The organism is Allobosea sp. Root670 (assembly GCF_001429415.1).
Taxonomy (GTDB): Bacteria; Pseudomonadota; Alphaproteobacteria; order Rhizobiales; family Beijerinckiaceae; genus Allobosea; species Allobosea robiniae.
The window spans coordinates 111,525-128,008 of sequence record NZ_LMJU01000002.1; the positions used below are offsets into that span (position 1 = coordinate 111,525).

General features: G+C 67.8%; 12 protein-coding genes. 6 read left to right on the forward strand and 6 right to left on the reverse strand.

The genetic code is table 11. The annotated features are described in order from the left end of the window. Nucleotides 1-27 precede the first annotated feature (27 nt). Nucleotides 28-1,170 carry a C45 family autoproteolytic acyltransferase/hydolase gene (locus ASE61_RS06260; RefSeq protein WP_200959606.1) on the reverse strand — a complete coding sequence of 381 codons (1,143 nt, stop codon included), beginning with the start codon at nt 1,168-1,170 and terminating at the stop codon, nt 28-30. Between the two features lie 83 nt (nt 1,171-1,253). On the opposite strand from ASE61_RS06260, the gene ASE61_RS06265 reads away from it, so the two are divergent. Both ASE61_RS06265 and ASE61_RS06270 read left to right on the forward strand, forming a co-directional pair. After that, nucleotides 1,254-2,144, forward strand: coding sequence for a GntR family transcriptional regulator (locus ASE61_RS06265; protein WP_061965834.1), 891 nt, complete (start codon nt 1,254-1,256; stop codon nt 2,142-2,144). Between the two features lie 108 nt (nt 2,145-2,252). Then, nucleotides 2,253-3,518, forward strand: a complete 1,266-nt coding sequence (locus ASE61_RS06270; protein ID WP_061965836.1) for an aminopeptidase — start codon at nt 2,253-2,255, stop codon at nt 3,516-3,518. A gap of 15 nt (nt 3,519-3,533) precedes the next feature. On the opposite strand, the gene ASE61_RS06275 is transcribed toward ASE61_RS06270, so the two are convergent. Then, on the reverse strand, nt 3,534-4,571 hold the full coding sequence (locus tag ASE61_RS06275) for a P1 family peptidase (RefSeq protein ID WP_061965838.1): 1,038 nt from the start codon (nt 4,569-4,571) through the stop codon (nt 3,534-3,536). Between the two features lie 27 nt (nt 4,572-4,598). After that, a complete protein-coding gene (locus tag ASE61_RS06280; RefSeq protein WP_061965840.1) occupies nt 4,599-5,567 on the reverse strand; it encodes a hypothetical protein in 969 nt (322 codons plus the stop codon). A 203-nt stretch (nt 5,568-5,770) separates the two neighbouring features. On the opposite strand from ASE61_RS06280, the gene ASE61_RS06285 reads away from it, so the two are divergent. From ASE61_RS06285 to ASE61_RS06300, 4 genes are all read left to right on the forward strand, one after another. Then, nucleotides 5,771-6,556 (forward strand): IclR family transcriptional regulator, encoded by a 786-nt coding sequence (locus ASE61_RS06285; protein WP_061965842.1) that lies wholly within the window; start codon nt 5,771-5,773, stop codon nt 6,554-6,556. Beyond that, the gene (locus ASE61_RS06290) at nt 6,553-10,401 is read left to right on the forward strand and encodes a hydantoinase B/oxoprolinase family protein (RefSeq protein WP_061965843.1); all 3,849 of its coding nucleotides are present in this window, start codon (nt 6,553-6,555) and stop codon (nt 10,399-10,401) included. Before ASE61_RS06285 ends, ASE61_RS06290 begins: the two co-directional genes overlap by 4 nt. 55 nt (nt 10,402-10,456) lie before the next feature. Further along, nucleotides 10,457-12,127, forward strand: coding sequence for an OPT/YSL family transporter (locus tag ASE61_RS06295; protein ID WP_061965845.1), 1,671 nt, complete (start codon nt 10,457-10,459; stop codon nt 12,125-12,127). Nucleotides 12,128-12,188: 61 nt separating this feature from the next. Next, complete coding sequence (locus ASE61_RS06300) at nt 12,189-12,860, forward strand: AroM family protein (RefSeq protein WP_082617252.1); 672 nt, start codon at nt 12,189-12,191, stop codon at nt 12,858-12,860. A gap of 155 nt (nt 12,861-13,015) precedes the next feature. On the opposite strand, the gene ASE61_RS06305 is transcribed toward ASE61_RS06300, so the two are convergent. The 3 genes from ASE61_RS06305 to ASE61_RS06315 form a co-directional block, all read right to left on the reverse strand. Continuing rightward, on the reverse strand, nt 13,016-14,431 hold the full coding sequence (locus ASE61_RS06305) for a L,D-transpeptidase family protein (protein ID WP_061965849.1): 1,416 nt from the start codon (nt 14,429-14,431) through the stop codon (nt 13,016-13,018). A 198-nt stretch (nt 14,432-14,629) separates the two neighbouring features. Next, nucleotides 14,630-15,583, reverse strand: coding sequence for an acetyl-CoA carboxylase carboxyltransferase subunit alpha (locus tag ASE61_RS06310; RefSeq protein ID WP_061965851.1), 954 nt, complete (start codon nt 15,581-15,583; stop codon nt 14,630-14,632). A 103-nt stretch (nt 15,584-15,686) separates the two neighbouring features. Beyond that, nucleotides 15,687-16,454 (reverse strand): class I SAM-dependent methyltransferase, encoded by a 768-nt coding sequence (locus ASE61_RS06315; protein ID WP_061966063.1) that lies wholly within the window; start codon nt 16,452-16,454, stop codon nt 15,687-15,689. Nucleotides 16,455-16,484 lie beyond the last annotated feature (30 nt).

A 16,484-nucleotide genomic window follows, 5' to 3' on the forward strand; every position in this document is an offset into this window, starting at 1 on the left:
TTTCGGTTGTGACGCGGTGTTGCCGGCTTATTCCGCCGCTTCGGCGAGCAGCACGGGCTCTTCGGTCAGGCTGTAGCGCGTGAAGACGCGGTTCTGGGCGGGCAGCGGCGCGACCTCCATGATCCCCTTCGCCGGCTGCATGATCACCATGGCGACGGTGGCCGAGAGGTTGCCGGCCTCGTTCGGACGCACCGGGCGGCAGACCGAATGAGGCGCGAGGAAATCGTCGAAGAAGGCCTGCTTGAGGTCGTCGACGGTCAGCTTGCGGCCGGCCTCGTCGAGCAGCTTGCGGACGCGCCAGTCGCGATAGAAGCTCTCCGGCACGCGCGGGATGCCGGTGTCCTTGATCTTGGTCAGCGCGATCTGGCCGACCCAGTGATTGGCGTGCACGATCATGCCGTCCTGCGGATAGAGCGGGAAGGCCTCGTCCGGGGCGCATTCGAAGTCGATGCCAAAACCCTTCACGGTCGAGAGCATCATGTTGTTCGAGCAGGCCTTCGGCGTCGTCGCCACGGCCTTGATCGCGAAGGCGAGATGCTCCTGCTCCAGCACCTTGCGGCGGATCAGGGCGAGCGGCACGCCGGCCTGGGTGAAATCACGCTCGGATTCGAGATAATTGGCGGTGATCGAGATGCCGGCCGCGTTCATGCCGCAGCGGGCGAGGCCGCCAGCCTCGACGAAGGTCAGGAAGTCCGGCCCGTCGTCGCGGCGCACGCGCAGCACGATCGCGGTCTCCGCGCATTCCGCCTTCCAGTCCCAGTTCTGGCCGTGGATCAATTCGCCCGAGGCGCTGCGCTCCGGCAGGATGATCGCGCCGGTGCAGCCGTCGTCGAGTTCTTCCTGGGCCTCGATCGGCTTGTTCTTGACGAGGCGGGCCTTGGCGATGACCTCGGTGCGGGCATTGACCATGACGATGTCTTCGAGCGCGACGCCGGCACCGTCGGCGATGCCGCGCATCTCCTCGATGTAATGCGCGCCGAAATGCTCGATCTCCCTGGCGAATTCGGCGATCAGCGCCGATTTCGCCGCAGTGTCGTAACCGAGCTCGCCGAGCTGGCCGCCATAGAGCTCGATCGAGCGCTTGACGCGCTGCGGGACGGCTGCACCATGCTGGCGGCCGCGCTCATAGGGCGTGCCCGACACGTCGACGAAGGGGCAGGGCTGGACCATGGCGCACATCTTTCCGGTATGCTGGCGAGAAATCGTGCTGTAGTGTATTTCATCCCGAACTAAAACAATCAAGGTCTTTTCCGATGGCGGCGCCGACCCGGCTGCAACAGGAGATCGCCGACCGCATCCTGCAGCTCGTGCGTGACGATGCGCTGGCGGCCGGTGCCTGGCTCAACGAGAATGCGACGGCGAAGCGGCTCGGGGTGTCACGCACGCCCGTACGTGCCGCGCTGGACCACCTCGCCGAGCAGGGTGTGGTGCGCCGGCATCTCAACAAGGGCATCGAGCTGATCCAGCTGCCAGCGGCGAGCGACAGCGCCCGCCCGCCGGAGATGATAGACATCGCCATGGTCAGGTTGGCCCGAGAGCGCGAGAATGGGCTCCTGCCGGACGAGGTTTCGGAGCTTGAGGTGATGCGGCGCTACGAACTCGGCCGGCCCGAGGCGCAGAAGCTGCTCGCGCGTCTCGCCGATCTCGACATGGTCGAGCGCAAGCCGGGCTATGGCTGGCGTTTCCTGCACGAGCCGCGCGACCAGCGCCTGCGCGACGAGAGCTATCGCTTCCGCCTGCTGATCGAGCCGATGGCGATGCTGGAGCCCGATTTCCAGCTCGATCCCGGCTGGATCACCGAGATGCGGGTGCGGCATGTCGAGTCGCTCAAGCGGCCCTGGCGGGAATCGTCGAGCATCGCCTTCTACGAGATGAATGCCGATTTCCACGAGGGGCTGGCCGCCGCCACCGGCAACCGCTTCTTCCATTCGGCGATGCGGCGCCAGAACCAGCTTCGGCGCCTGTCGAATTACGACTGGGACCAGGGCATGGAGCGCGTGCGGGTGAACTGCACCGAGCATATGGCCATGCTCGACCATCTGGAGGCGGGCGAGAACGAGGTCGCCTCCGCGCTGATGCGCAGCCATCTGCTGCGGGCCAGCAAGCTCAGGCGGATGGTCCGGGTGGACGAGGCGAGCGGCTGAAGGGCCGACGACCGCTCATCGGATGGCTGTCCTGTCGGTAGGATGGTTGACCTCACAACGATTTGGGCCAGCAATGGCTGATATCCCGAATCCGACAGGTCGAGTGCCATGACTGTTCACCAGCGTCCGCAAGATCAGCGCCCCTCTGCCATCGATCCCGCCAAGCTCGACAAGCTGGCCGAGGTCGCCATCCGCGTCGGCCTCAATCTCCAGCCGGGGCAGGACCTGTTCCTGACCGCGCCGGTCGCGGCGCTGCCGCTGGTCCGGCTGATCGCCGCGCACGCGTACAAGGCCGGCGCCGGCATCGTCACGCCGATGCTGGCCGATGAGGAGGTGACGCTGGCGCGCTATCGCTTTGCGCCGGATGCGAGCTTCGACAAGGCGCCGGCCTGGCTCTACAAGGGCGTCGCCGAGGCCTTTTCCGCCAATACCGCCCGGCTTGCCATCGTCGGCGACAACCCGATGCTGCTGGCGAACGAGGATCCGGCCAAGGTCGGGCGCGCCAGCAAGGCGAATTCGCTCGCCTATCAGCCGGCGCTGGAGAAGATCGCCGGCTTCGACATCAACTGGAACATCCTGGCCTATCCCAGTGCGGCCTGGGCGAAGCAGGTCTTCCCGGATGATGCCGAGGAGGTCGCGGTCGGCAAGCTGGCGGAGGCGATCTTCTCGGCCTCGCGAATCGATCAGGCTGATCCCGTCGCGGCCTGGGCTGCGCATAACGCGGCGCTGCGGACGCGCCGCGACTGGCTCAACGGCCAGCGCTTCGCCTCGCTGCATTTCACCGGGCCGGGCACCGATCTGACCGTGGGGCTCGCCGACGGCCATGACTGGCAGGGCGGTGCCTCGCCGGCCAAGAACGGCATCGTCTGCAACCCGAACATCCCGACCGAGGAGGTTTTCACCACGCCGCATGCGCGCCGGGTCGAGGGCCATGTCTCCAGTACCAAGCCGCTCTCCTATCAGGGCTCGCTGATCGACCAGATCCAGGTGCGCTTCGAGGGCGGGAGGATCGTCGAGGCCAAGGCCTCGCGCGGCGAGGCCGTGCTGAACAAGGTGCTCGACACCGATGACGGCTCGCGCCGGCTGGGCGAGGTCGCGCTGGTGCCGAACTCCTCGCCGATCTCGAAGAGCGGCATCCTGTTCTACAACACGCTCTTCGACGAGAACGCCTCCTGCCACATCGCGCTCGGGCAGTGCTATTCGAAATGCTTCGTCGATGGCGCGAGCCTCACCCCGGAGCAGATCGCGGCGCAGGGCGGCAACAAGAGCCTGATCCATATCGATTGGATGATCGGTTCGGGCGAGGTCGATATCGACGGCGTCTACGAAGACGGCCGCCGCGTGCCGGTGTTCCGCAAGGGCGAGTGGGCCTGAGGGGCCCGCACCGTTTCAGCCCGCGTTCGCTCGCAGCCAATCTCGCAGCGACGGGCGGTGGTGCCCGTCGCGCCCGGTTGTGGCGGGCGCGGCGACCATCGCATTGAGCACGGCTTCCTGCGTCGCCTCCGCGGCAGCGCGGAAGAGCGTGTCGATGCGGTTCTCGTTGAGGGCGCGCAGCGGCACGAGATCGGTGGGCTGATCGTGATCGATCGGGTCGGCCGTGGTGAAGGCGACGGCGATGTCGCCGCTGCCATTGCCCCAGAAGGCGCCGAGCCGGGCGAGACCGGCGCCGCCGCGGCGCGCGATGCGCTGCAACTGCCGCGATTCCAGCGGCACGTCGGTCGCGATGATGAGGATCACCGAGCCGCGCTCGGCTTGGGGCTTCGCCTCGGGCGGAACGGGACGGCGACCATCGGGCAGGACGAGATCGCCGGCATTGCCGAAATTGGCTAGAGCCAGCAGGCCGAGCGTGTGATCGGCGCCGTCGAGGACGAAGCGGCGCGATGCCGTGCCGATGCCGCCCTTGAAGCCGAAGGCGCTCATGCCGGTGCCGGCGCCGACCGCGCCTTCCGCGACGGGGCCGGAGGCGGCGGCGTCGAGCGCGGCGAAGGCGTGGGCCTCTGTCAGCGCGCGGGCGCGAATGTCGGAGAGATAGCCGTCATTGCATTCGAGAACGACTGGATTGACCGTGCCGGTCTCGCGACCGATGTCGGGATTGTCGGCGAGCGCGCGCGTCACCAGCGCGTCGAAGCCGGTGCCGACGGCGAGGGTGTTTCCGAGGAGAAGCGGCGTCTCGATCTGACCGAGCTCGGCGAGCTGCATCAGCCCGGCGCTCTTGCCGAAACCGTTGATGACATCGACCGCGGCGCGCACCTTCCGGCGGAAGAGATTGCCGTCATGCGGCAGCAGGGCCGTGAAACCGGTCCGCAGATCGCCTGTATCTAGGGTGAAATGGCCGAGCTTGACGCCGGGCACGTCGGTGATCGTGTTGAGCGGGCCGGGCTCCATGATGCCGCAGGTGAGGCCGAAATCGCGAAGGCGCTGGGTCATGGCGTGGTCCAGTGAAGTTGGGCGGGATCAGCGCTGCAGGGTGGTGCCGCGCCCCTGCGCGCGGGCCTTCTCGACGACGAGATGGGCGAGCGCGAGATCGGCCAGCGCGACGCCGCGGAAGCAGAAGAAGGAACGGCCTGCCGATGCCGTCGGATGCGGAGCGCCCGCAAGCTCCGTCATGTCATGGCCGAAGCTGACGGTCGTCACCGGATTGCCGGCGGCATCATAAGGCGCGCGCGACTGTTCGAGGCTGTCGGTGGCGAGCACGTCGAAGGCCGGCAGCGTCTCCGGCAGCCAGCTCCGGCCGGTATCGACCGCCGCGGCGAAGGCGACCGGCTTCAGGCGCCGCGCATCGAGGAAGGGCGTCATGCCGGGGCCGCCGGGCACCATCGAGATCACGATGTCGCTCTCGCCCAGCAGCGCGTCGGCGTCGTCCAGCACCCGCGTCGCGAGACCGCTCGCGCGTGCGGCTTCCATGAGGCGCTCGGCTGAGGCGCGGCTGCGACTCATGGCCAACGCCGTCGTCAGGCCCGGGTAGAGCGCGCGGAAGGCGGCGAGATGGGCATGGGCCTGAAGACCGCAGCCGATGAAGCCGATGGTGCGCGGCGTCGTTGGGGCGAGGCGCGTGGCGGCGGCTGCGGTGATCGCCGCAGTGCGGATCAGGGTGATTTCGTCGCCGTCGAGGATCGCGCGCGGCATGCCCGTCGCATAGTCGTTCACGCAGATCAGCGCGCTGACGGCGGGCAGGGGCGAGCCCGCCGCGACCGGCGCCATCGCCACCCATTTCACCGTGGCGATCTGCTGGGCCGACGAGGCTGCCGTCATCGCCTGGAAGCCGTGGCCCGGCCCGAGCGTCAGCGCCGTCTTCGGCAGGCTCCGGTTCAGACCGGCGGCATAGTCGCGAAAACCCTGCAGCACGGCCTCGCGCGCTTCATCGGGCGAGATCGCCAGCGCGCGGACATCGTCGCGCGAGAGATAGAGCAGGTTGTCGCTCATCCGGTGATCTCCATGACGGCAGGCTCCGATGCCCGAGGCGGTCAGGAGGCCGGGATACAGCCAAGCCGGATCGGCGTCGAGGCGCCCGAATCCCGCTGCGGAAGGAAAGCGGCGGTCACAGGATTGACATCTTCCCTAACTCACGTATTTTTCCTATTACTGCAACTTCAGTTCCATTTAATGGAACTTAAAGGGTTAGCGCGATGTCCATCCTGTCGTCGGCCGTGGATGTGCTTCGCTGTTTTTCCAGCACGCGCCACGACGTCACGGTGACGGATCTCGTCACGCTCTTGGGCATGCCGAAGAGCAATGCCTCGCGCCTGCTTCGGGCGATGCGCGACGAGGGGCTGCTGGAGACGGTCGGGGAGAGCAAACGTTACCGGCCCTCGCTCCTGCTCAACCAGGTCGGCCATCTCTATCGTTTCGCCGCGTCGCTGATCGACCGGGCCGATGCGATCGTGGGGCGGGTTTCCGACCAGATCGGCCATACCGGCTATATCAGCGTGCGCCGTGGCAACGAGATCGTCGGCGTCACCGCCCATCCCGGCCGTCATGCGCTCAGGGTCGTCACCTCGATCGGCGACCGCATCCCGGCCTTCGCCTCGAGCACCGGCCGTGCCCTGCTGGCCCGCCTCTCCGACGAAGAGGTTCGCGCGCTCTATCCCGCCGGCTTCACGCCGCCCTCGGCGACCGCGCCGCAGGATATGGACGAGCTGCTGGCGCGTCTCGCCATCGTGCGCCGCGCCGGCTTCGCCGAATCCCATGACGAGGCGGTGCACGGCGTGCGCGCCATCTCGGTTGCCGTCGGCGATCCCACCACCGGCGACGAGGTCGCGCTCTGCCTGTCCTTCCCGGCCGCCACGGTCGAGCCGGCCGAGCGCCTCGCCATCATCCGTTCGCTGGGTCAGGGCGCCGCCGAGATCGCGGCCCTGATCCAGGACAAGCGTTTCATACCCCTGAACCTCTCAATCGCGGAGACCGCTCCATGAGCAATCGTTGGCGTATCGGCTTCGATATCGGCGGCACCTTCACCGACTTCATCCTGTACGATTCGCAGGAGCGTTCGGTCCGGCTGCACAAGCGCCTGACCACCCCGCATGACCCGTCGGAAGCGGCGCTGATCGGCCTCGGCGAGCTCACCGAGATGGCCGGCATCACGCTCGCCGATGTCGGCGACATCGTCCATGGCACGACACTGGTCACCAATGCCGTGATCGAGCGCAAAGGCTCGAAGCTTGGCCTAATCACCACCAGGGGTTTTCGCGACATCCTCGAAATGGGGACGGAGCAGCGCTACGACATCTACGACCTGTTCCTGACCTTCCCCGATCCGCTGGTCTCGCGGGAACACCGCCTCGAAGTGGCCGAGCGCATCGACCGCGATGGTCAGGTCGTCACCACGCTCGATGCGGACGCCGTGCGCAAGGCCGCCCGTGAGCTGGAAGCCGCCGGCTGCGAGGCGATCGCGGTCTGCTTCCTCAACAGTTACCGCAACCCGGCCCATGAGCAGGAGGCTGGCCGCATCGTCCGCGAGGCCTGCCCGGAACTCACCGTTTCGCTGTCGAGCGAAGTCGTCGCCGAGATCTGGGAATACCAGCGCTTCGTCACCACGGCGGCCAATGCCTATGTGCAGCCGCTGATGCGCCGCTATCTGCAGCGGCTTGAGCGCGAGCTCGCGGCCCGCTCCTTCCGCGGTTCCCTGACGCTGATGCATTCGGCCGGCGGCCTCGTCTCGCCCGAGACGGCGCGCACCTTCCCGATCCGCCTGCTGGAGAGCGGCCCGGCCGGTGGCGGCCTCGCCACGGCGCTGTTCGGCGAGCTTGCCGGCCACAAGGACGTGATCTCCTTCGACATGGGCGGCACCACCGCCAAGGCCTGCATGATCGAGGATGGCCGCGCCGAGATCGCGCCGATGCTCGAAGCCGGCCGCGTCAACCGCTTCGCCAAGGGCTCCGGCTTGCCGATCAAGGCGCCCGTCATCGACATGATCGAGATCGGCGCCGGCGGCGGCTCGATCGCGGCGATCGACGAGGTCGGTCTGCTCAAGGTCGGCCCGCATTCGGCCGGTTCCGATCCGGGCCCGGCCTGCTACGGCATGGGCGGCACCAAGCCGACCGTGACCGACGCCAATCTCGTGCTCGGCTACTATGATCCCGGCTTCTTCTTGGGCGGGCGCATGGCGCTCGACCTGGAGGCAGCGCGCAAGGCCGTCTCGACGGTGGCGGCGCCGCTCGGCCTCTCGGTCGAGGAAGCCGCCTGGGGCATCCACAAGGTCGTGGTCGAGAGCATGGGCGCCGCCGCCCGCGTCCATCTCGTCGAGAAGGGCAAGGACCCCCGCCATTACGCCATGGTCGGCTTCGGCGGCGCAGGCCCGGCGCATGCCGTCGACGTCGCCCGCGTGCTCGGCGTCAAGCAGGTCATCATCCCGCCGGCCTCGGGCGCGGCTTCCGCGCTCGGCTTCCTCGCCGCGCCGCTCTCCTTCGACATGGTGCGCTCGCTGCCGGTCGAATTCTCCGAAGGCTTCGATGCGGCTTCCGTCAATGCCGTGCTCCGCGATCTCGAAGTCGATGGTCGCAAGCACCTGACCGAGGCCGGCGTGAAGCCCGCCGACGTCACGGTCGAGCGTACGGCCGATATGCGCCTCGTCGGCCAGATGCACGACATCTCCGTGCCGCTGCCATCAGGCACCATCGATGCGGCGAGCCTCGATGCCATCCGCGCGGCGTTCAGCAAGGCCTATTCCGCCCGCTACACCTCGGTCTATGAGGGCGCGCGGCTGGAAGCGATCAACTTCCGCGTCCGCTGCGCCGGCCCGGTCCCGACGCTCTCGCTGTCCGGCGCGGCCGGCGGCGGCGATGCCGCGAACAAGATCAAGGGCACCCGCAAGGCCTGGTTCGAGGGCGGCTGGAGCGAGGCGACGGTCTATGACCGCTACGCCCTGCGTTCCGGCGACACCGTCAAGGGGCCGGCGATCATCGAGGAGCGCGAGGCAACCACGATCGTCCCGCCCGGCGACAGCGTCGCCATCGACGATGTCCTGAACCTGATCATCCATGTCGGCCAGGCCAACGCGGCCGAGACGACGATCACCGCCGACATGCCGCTGGCCGAGGCCGCGCGCCGGATCGAGGCCGATCCGATCTCGCTGGAGATCATGTGGAGCCGGATGATCAACGTCGTCGAGGAGATGTGGCTGACGGTCTGCCGCACCGCCTTCTCGCTGGTGATCTCGGAAGCGCAGGATTTCGCCTGCGAACTGCTCGATCCTGAAGGCGAGACGCTGGCGCATTCGCCCCGCGCCATGCCGGTGTTCAACTTGACGTTGCCGCGTGCGGTGAAGGCGCTGCTGGAGCGCTATCCGGCCGAGACGCTGAAGCCCGGCGACGTGCTGATCACCAACGATCCCTGGCTCTGCGCCGGCCATCTCTTCGACATCGCGATCGTCACGCCGGTCTTCCTCGGCAATCGTGTCGTCGGATTGATGGGCACGGTCGGCCATGTCTCGGATATCGGCGGCACCAAGGATTCGCTGCGGGCTCGCGAGATCTACGAGGAAGGCTTCCAGATCCCGCCGATGAAGCTCTACGAGGCCGGCCGGATCAACGAGACGCTGGTCCGCCTGCTCGGCGAGAACGTGCGCAATTCCGAGCAGGTGCTGGGCGATCTCCACTCCTTCGTCGCGGCGAATGCAATCGGCGCCGAGCGTCTGCAGTCCTTCCTCACCGATTACGGCATGCAGGATCTCAGGGCGCTCGCCCATGTCGTGCAGAGCCGCTCGGAGAAGGCGATGCGCGAGGCGATCCGCGCGCTGCCTGATGGAACCTATCACGGCACGGTCTCGAACAACCCGCTGGGCACGCCGATGACCTATCCGCTGGCGCTGACGGTGAAGGGTGACACGATCCATCTCGACTTCGCCGGCGCGCCGCCGCAATTGCCGCAGGGCGGGCTGAACTGCACGCTCAACTACACGATGGCGCATGCGACCTACCCGCTGAAATGCATGCTGACGCCGTCGGTCCGCGGCAATGCCGGCTGCTACCGCGCCTTCTCGGTCGATGCGCCCAAGGGCTCGATCCTGAACTGCGACAAGCCGCTGGCGGTGAATCTGCGCACCCGCACCGGCTGGTACCTGGCGCCGAACATCTTCCGCGCCTTGTCGGAAGCGGCGCCGAAGCAGGTCCAGGCCTTCACCGGTCTGCCGGTGGCGGCGAGCGTCTATGGCCGCGATGCGGCCGGCGACACCTATTCCGATATGCTCTTCTGCGGCGGCGGCCAGGGCGGCTCGGCCCAGGGCGACGGCAAGTCCGGCCTGCTCTACCCGACTTCGGCGGCGAATACCTCGATCGAGACTTTCGAATCGCGGGTGCCGGTTCTGGTGGTCGAGAAGACCTATCTCGCCGACTCGGGCGGTGCCGGCCAGCATCGCGGCGGCCTTGGCCAGCGCGTGCGGCTGCGCAAACTCGCCGATGACGGACTGCCGACGCTGGTCTCGCTTTATCCGGAAGGCGTCAACAACCCGATCCCGGGCCTGTTCGGCGGCAAGGCCGGCGGCGGGGCCTCCGGCCGGGTGATCGACGAGCAGGGCCATGTCCTCAGGGATGTCGGCACCGGCGAACTGGTCCAGGTGCGGCAGCCGCATGAGATCGTCGAGCTCGTGCTCGCCGGTGGCGCCGGCTACGGCCCGGCCTTCGAGCGTTCGCGGGAGGCGATCGCCCGCGACATCGCGCTCGGGCTGGTCTCTCCGGATGCGGCCAAACGCGATTACGGCGTGCAGGGCGCGCATGCCACGCAGGATGTCGGCGAGGCCAAGGCCGGCATCCTGATTGCTTGATATCCAGGGACGAAACGCCAACAGCTCGACAAGGGCATCACATGGGGACCGAGGCATGACCAATCCGACTGAAGGGGTGCCTCGGCGGCACCCCAGCCTGTTCGAGCCGGCGACATTGCTGCTCATCGCCGTGCTCTGCGTCTTCGGCGCGATCATCGGCATGCAGCTTCTGGTGTCGCTTGGCATCACCGCCAACACCTCGTTGATCGGCGCGCTCGCCGCCATGGCGCTGGCGCGCGTGCCGCTCGCCATGTTCGCGCGTTACCGCTCGATCCATGTCCAGAACCTGGCCCAGAGCGCGATCTCCTCGGCCACGTTCGGTGCGGCGAACAGCCTGCTCCTGCCGGTCGGCATTCCCTGGCTGCTCGGCCGGCCGGATCTGGTGCTGCCGATGCTGGCGGGCGCCTTCTTCGCGATGCTGCTCGACGCCTATCTGCTCTACCGAATGTTCGATTCCCGCGTCTTCCCGGCGCAGGGCGCCTGGCCTCCGGGCGTCGCCGCTGCCGAGGCGATCAAGGCCGGCGACGAGGGCGGCCGCAAGGCGGTGCTGATGGGCATCGGCTTCGGCACCGGCGTTGCCGCCTCCTTCATCAAGATCCCGCTGGCCTGGATCGGCTTCGCCGGCTCGACCGCGGTTTCGGGGATTCCGATGTCGGCTTTCGGCGTTGCCTTCATCGGCAATGTCTGGGCGCTCACGATGTTCGGCATTGGCCTCTTGCTGCGCGGCTATTCCGGCCAGATCTTCGGCGGGCCGCTGTTCGAGACCCTGATCCCCAAGGGCGACCTGATGGCGGCCTATATCCCGCATGGCTTCATGATCGGTGCCGGCCTCGTCGCGCTGTTCCAGGTCGCGATGCTGCTGTTCCGCCGCGGTGAGGCCAAGGCGGGCGAAGCGACCGCGGGTGTCTCGGATACCGAGGTGAAGCGCGCGCTCGGGCTGGGCACCGTCGGCTATCTCGCGATCGCGGTGTTCATCGCCGTGGTCGGTGGGTTGATGAGCGACATGTCGATGGGCATGCTGATCCTGTTCGTGCTCTACGCCGCCTTCGCGGCCTATGTGCACGAGCTGATCGTCGGCCTCGCCGCGATGCATTCCGGCTGGTTCCCGGCCTTCGCGGTGGCGCTGATCACGCTGATCATCGGCATGCTCATCGGCTTCCCGATGCCGGCCCTGGCGCTGCTGGTCGGCTTCTCGGCCGCGACCGGCCCGGCCTTCGCCGATATGGGCTATGATCTGAAGGCCGGTTACCTGCTGCGCGGCAACGGCGCCGACCCGGCCTTCGAACTTGAGGGCCGCCGCCAGCAGCTCTTCGCCGCGATGTTCGCCTTCGTCGTGGCGGGCGCAGTCGTGCTGGTTTCCTACCAGTCCTTCTTCGACCAGAACCTCGTCGCCCCCGTGAACAAGGTCTATGCCGCGACGATCAAGGCCGGCGTGGCTGATGGCGTCGCCTGGCAGCTCTTCCTCTGGGCGATCCCCGGCGCCATCCTGCAGTTCATCGGCGGGCCGAAGCGGCAGATCGGCGTGCTCTTCGCCACCGGCCTCCTGATCAACTTCCCGATGGCGGGCTGGGCGGTGCTGGCCGGCATCCTCTGCCGGTTGATCTGGGAGAAGCGGCGCGGCGCGAGCGGCGAGGGCGACATGGAGGTCTTCGCGGCGGGCGTGATCGCGGGCGATGCGATCTTCTCCTTCTTCGACTCGGTCGCGAAGAACTTCTGGAAACGCTGAACGAGACAGGCCCCGAGGCGACCGCGCCCCGGGGCCTTTCCATTCCTGAGGAGGCATCGCCATGAGCAAGCTGGGAACCCTGACGATCGGCCAGGCGCCGCGCGCCGACATCACGCCAATCCTCGACGAGGTGCTGGATGCGCGGCTGGCACGGTGCCATGCCGGCGTGCTCGACGGCCTGAGCCGGGCCGAGATCGAGCGTGGCTTCGCGGTGGAAGCCGGCAAGCCGGTGCTGATCACGAAACTGCTGGACGGCAGCGCGGTCGTCATCGACCGGGCCCGCACGGAGGCGGCGGCGCAGGACAAGCTCGCGATGCTGGAGGCCGAGGGCTGCTCGACGATCCTGATGCTCTGCACCGGCCATTTCGCGAGCCTGAGGACGCAGGCGGCGCGCCTGATCGAGCCGGACCGCATCCTGCCGCCGACCGTGGCGGCGCTGGCCCAGGGAGCGCAGCTCGGCATCATCGTGCCGCTGGCCGAGCAGATCGCGTCCGAGGCCGGGAAATGGGTGCCGCTCGGCCGCGCGCCGCTCTATGCCGCCGCCTCGCCCTATGGCGGGGAAGGTGCGTCGGTCGCGGAGGCCGCGCGCGATCTCGCGGGGCGCGGCGCGCAGGTCCTGCTGATGGACTGCATGGGCTTCGTCGAGCGGCATCGCCGCGAGGCGGCTGAGGCCGGCTTGCCGGTCATCCTCTCCAACAGCCTGATCGCCAAACTGGTCTCCGAGATCGCCTGACGCAAAGCAAGCTTTGGCGCGGCTCTGCCGGCTGCACGCGGCCAAAAAACGAAGGCCCCCGAAACGGGGGCCTTCGCGTTTGCGAAAAGGCTGTTCGTATTTATCCGCGACCCTGTGGCAATTGCGTCACGATTTCAGGCCTGCTTGCTGCTGCTTCAGCGCTGCGCCGGCTGGCTGGCGTAAGCCGCTGTCGACCGATCCAGACTGGACGTCCTGAGGCCATTGGCGCGACGCGGCGGCAGCGGAGCGCTGGTGCTGGTCGGCTGGGCCGGAACGACCGAGACCACAGGGGCCGAAGCGGTGGTCATGCCCTGATCGGCCGTGCCGCCGAAGGTCGGCATGAAGCTGAGCGCGCGCTGCAGGAACGGCTTGTCCTCAGCCGGAGCGGCGGGGACGACCGGGGTGGACGAGGCGCTCGCCAGCACCGGCCCCTGCTGGGGATTGCCCGGAACGACCTTGGCGAGCTGCGTGGCGGCCGCAGCCGGGCGCGGGGCCAGGGCGGGCTTGGCTTCAACGGGCTTGGCGGGCTCCTCGACCGGCGCGGACGCAACGGCGGCGAGGATCGCGTCGTTCTCGGCTGAGGCGGCGCGCACGGTCGCCTTGGCCTTGCCGCTGTTGTCGAGCACGACGACGCGCGGACCCGAGGCGAGTGCATCCTCGCGGCTGATGCCGACATCCTTCGACCCCCAGGAGGCCGAGCGGTTCAGGGCATCGGCGCCGTTGGAGGCGAGCGCGCGCTTGAAGGAGGCGTGCTGGTCGCCATCGTCATAGATCAGCTTGATCGCGGGCGTGCCCTTGGCGACGAGAGAGGCGACCTGAACCTCGTCCTCGCGGCGCTTCTCGGCGACGGCGGCCGGGGCCTGGCCGCCATTGAAGACATAGCGGCCACCGGCGACGGACACGGCCGGCTCGTCCTTCGTGACCTCGAAATAGTCGGAGCCTTCCTTCAGGTTCCTCCAGAAGGCGATGTTCGGGTCGAGCCGGTGCTTGGCCAGGTTCTGCGCCGTCATCCGGAAGGGATAGGCCTGCATCTGCACGGCGCGCTGGCCGGCATTCTGGGCCTCGCGGACCAGCGCATAGATCTCGCCGATCTGGTCGTCCGTCATCGAATAACAGCCGGCCGAGGAGCAGGCGCCGTGCACCATCAGATGCGCGCCGGTGCGGCCATAGGAGCGGTCATAGGCGTTGGGATAGCCCATGTTGAACGAGACGTAATAGGACGAATTCGGGTTCATCTGCTGGGGCGCGATGGCATAGAAACCCTCCGGCGCCATGCGATCGCCCTCGCGGACCTTCGGGCCGAGCTGGCCGGACCAGCGGCACATCGGATAGGTCTTCAGCAGGGCGTATTGCCCGTCTGCCTTGCGCTTCCAGACTTCGAGCTCCGATTCCTTCTTGAAGGAGCGGATGATGATCGGCTGGTCCTTGCTCATGCCCTTCTCGGACATGAGCGCGTAGGTCGCGCTCGGAATCGGGATGTTATGGCGGGCGGAGCCGCGATAACGGTCCTCCTCGCAGGCAGCCAGCGTCAATGCAACAAAAGCCACGAGCGCGAGTTGCTTGATTGCCACGTCGTCAATCCCATCGAACGGCAGGCCGGGGCGCGACCTGTGACTTCGCATGACGGCCAAATTGTGCCCGTCGACTCGTTTTAGATGCGTTAGCCTTGAGGGTTCCTTACCATAGGCTCCCCGAGTCTGGCCACATGGTCAACGCGGGGTAAAGAACCCTGGCTTTCGCGGGTGCGAGATGCTCGCTCCCGAGAGCGCTCAGAGATTGCGGCCGATCGCCAGGAACTTGTCGGCGCGCTGCGCAACGATGTCATTGCCTGAAAGGCCGGCGAGATCGCCGAGCGCGGCGGCAATGGCGTCGCCGGCACGGTTGATCGCGGCCTGCCCGTCACGATGGGCGCCGCCGGTCGGTTCCTGGACGATCCTGTCGATGATGCCGAATTTCAGCAGATCCTGCGCCGTGATCTTCATGCCGGTGGCGGCGTCCTGGGCGCGGGCGGTGTCACGCCAGAGGATCGAGGCCGCGCCTTCCGGCGAGATCACCGAATAGATCGCATGCTCCATCATCATGACGCGGCTGGCGGCGGCGATCGCGATCGCTCCGCCCGAGCCGCCCTCGCCGATGACGAGCGCGACGCTGGGCGTCCGCAGGCCGAGCCAGGCCTCGGTCGAGCGGGCGATGGCCTCGGCCTGGCCGCGCTCCTCCGCCTCGATGCCGGGATAGGCGCCGGCGGTGTCGACGAAGCTCAGGACCGGCAGGCCGAAGCGGTCTGCCAGTTCGGTCAGGCGCACGGCCTTGCGATAGCCCTCGGGCTTGGGCATGCCGAAATTGTGCCGAATGCGGGTCTCGGTCGAATCGCCCTTCTCCTGGCCGATGACGCAGACCGGCTCGCCCCGGAAGCGGCCGAAGCCGCCGACGATGGCCTCGTCCTCGCCGAAGGTGCGGTCACCGGCCAGCGGGGTGAATTCGGTGATCAGCCCGGCGCAGTAATCCTTGAAATGCGGGCGCTGCGGATGGCGCGCGACCAGCGTCTTCTGCCAGGGCGTCAGCGCGGCGTAGAGGTCTTTGAGCACCTGGTTGGCGCGGGCGTCGAGCTTGCCGATCTCCTCTGACAGGGAGATGCCGTCGCCGCGTGCCTCCAAGGCCCGCAGCTCGTCCGCCTTCGCCTCCAGCTCGGCGACCGGTTTCTCGAAATCCAGATAGCTACGCATCGTGATCCAGTTCAGATTCCGCGCCAAAAGCGGGCGGAGCGGCGGTTTTACAGCAAACCGGGCTTGAAAAGCGGCGGACCTTGGCCGCGACCCGGCGAAATTGTCAACCCGTTCCTGGCCTCGCAGGCGGGTTTGCCGCACGCGGTGTCGGCGAGGCCTGCGGCAGGAGGACGGGTCTCAGCGCGAAACTGCGCCGTGTCGCGCGCAGGGGTGCGCGCCGGTAGAACTGCTTGGTGGCGTCGATGATATGGACGCCGGCGAAGGGCAGTGACAAGCCCGCACCGATCTGCTCCCACGCCCGGGCCGATCGCATCAGCAGCCGCTTTTGCAGTGGCGGGACATAGAGCGCCTCGGTCCAGTGCTCCGGCGAGAATTCGGCGCCGCGCATCAGGGCGGAGAGCTGGCGGCGGCTGAAGGGGCGACCCTGGCCGAAGGGCGTGCCGTCCATGCGGGCCCAGAGTCCGCGCCGGTTGGGCACGACGAGAATCATCCGCCCGCCGGGATTGAGCACGCGCGAGACCTCTTCCAGCAGGTCGTCGGGGCTTTCGGTCTCCTCCAGCGCATGGACCAGCACGACCCGGTCGATCGAGGCGGTCGGCAAGGGCAGGAGTGTCGGCTCGACCAGCGCGGAGGCGGAGAGGCCGGGCGAGGGCCAGTTCACCACGCCCTGGGCTGCCGGCATGAAGGCGATGGTCCGCTCGGCCTGCATGCCGAGCACGGAGAGATAAGGTGTCGAATAGCCCAAACCGAGCAGACGCTGGCGCGCGCAATCCGGCCAGAATCGCAGCATCGCCCGGCCGATGAAGCGCCGGGCCACGTGGCCAAGCGGGCTCGCATAGAAGGCGCGCAGGTCGACGACGTCGAGAGGCATGGCGCCTGACATGGAACGCATGAGGCCCGA

Excerpts from the sequence above, each read along its gene's own strand:
- ASE61_RS06260 (WP_200959606.1), bottom strand. The coding sequence starts at position 1,170 with ATGGTCCAGCCCTGCCCCTTCGTCGACGTGTCGGGCACGCCCTATGAG.
- ASE61_RS06265 (WP_061965834.1), top strand. The coding sequence starts at position 1,254 with ATGGCGGCGCCGACCCGGCTGCAACAGGAGATCGCCGACCGCATCCTG.
- ASE61_RS06270 (WP_061965836.1), top strand. The coding sequence starts at position 2,253 with ATGACTGTTCACCAGCGTCCGCAAGATCAGCGCCCCTCTGCCATCGAT.
- ASE61_RS06275 (WP_061965838.1), bottom strand. The coding sequence starts at position 4,571 with ATGACCCAGCGCCTTCGCGATTTCGGCCTCACCTGCGGCATCATGGAG.
- ASE61_RS06280 (WP_061965840.1), bottom strand. The coding sequence starts at position 5,567 with ATGAGCGACAACCTGCTCTATCTCTCGCGCGACGATGTCCGCGCGCTG.
- ASE61_RS06285 (WP_061965842.1), top strand. The coding sequence starts at position 5,771 with ATGTCCATCCTGTCGTCGGCCGTGGATGTGCTTCGCTGTTTTTCCAGC.
- ASE61_RS06290 (WP_061965843.1), top strand. The coding sequence starts at position 6,553 with ATGAGCAATCGTTGGCGTATCGGCTTCGATATCGGCGGCACCTTCACC.
- ASE61_RS06295 (WP_061965845.1), top strand. The coding sequence starts at position 10,457 with ATGACCAATCCGACTGAAGGGGTGCCTCGGCGGCACCCCAGCCTGTTC.
- ASE61_RS06300 (WP_082617252.1), top strand. The coding sequence starts at position 12,189 with ATGAGCAAGCTGGGAACCCTGACGATCGGCCAGGCGCCGCGCGCCGAC.
- ASE61_RS06310 (WP_061965851.1), bottom strand. The coding sequence starts at position 15,583 with ATGCGTAGCTATCTGGATTTCGAGAAACCGGTCGCCGAGCTGGAGGCG.
- ASE61_RS06315 (WP_061966063.1), bottom strand. The coding sequence starts at position 16,454 with ATGCCTCTCGACGTCGTCGACCTGCGCGCCTTCTATGCGAGCCCGCTT.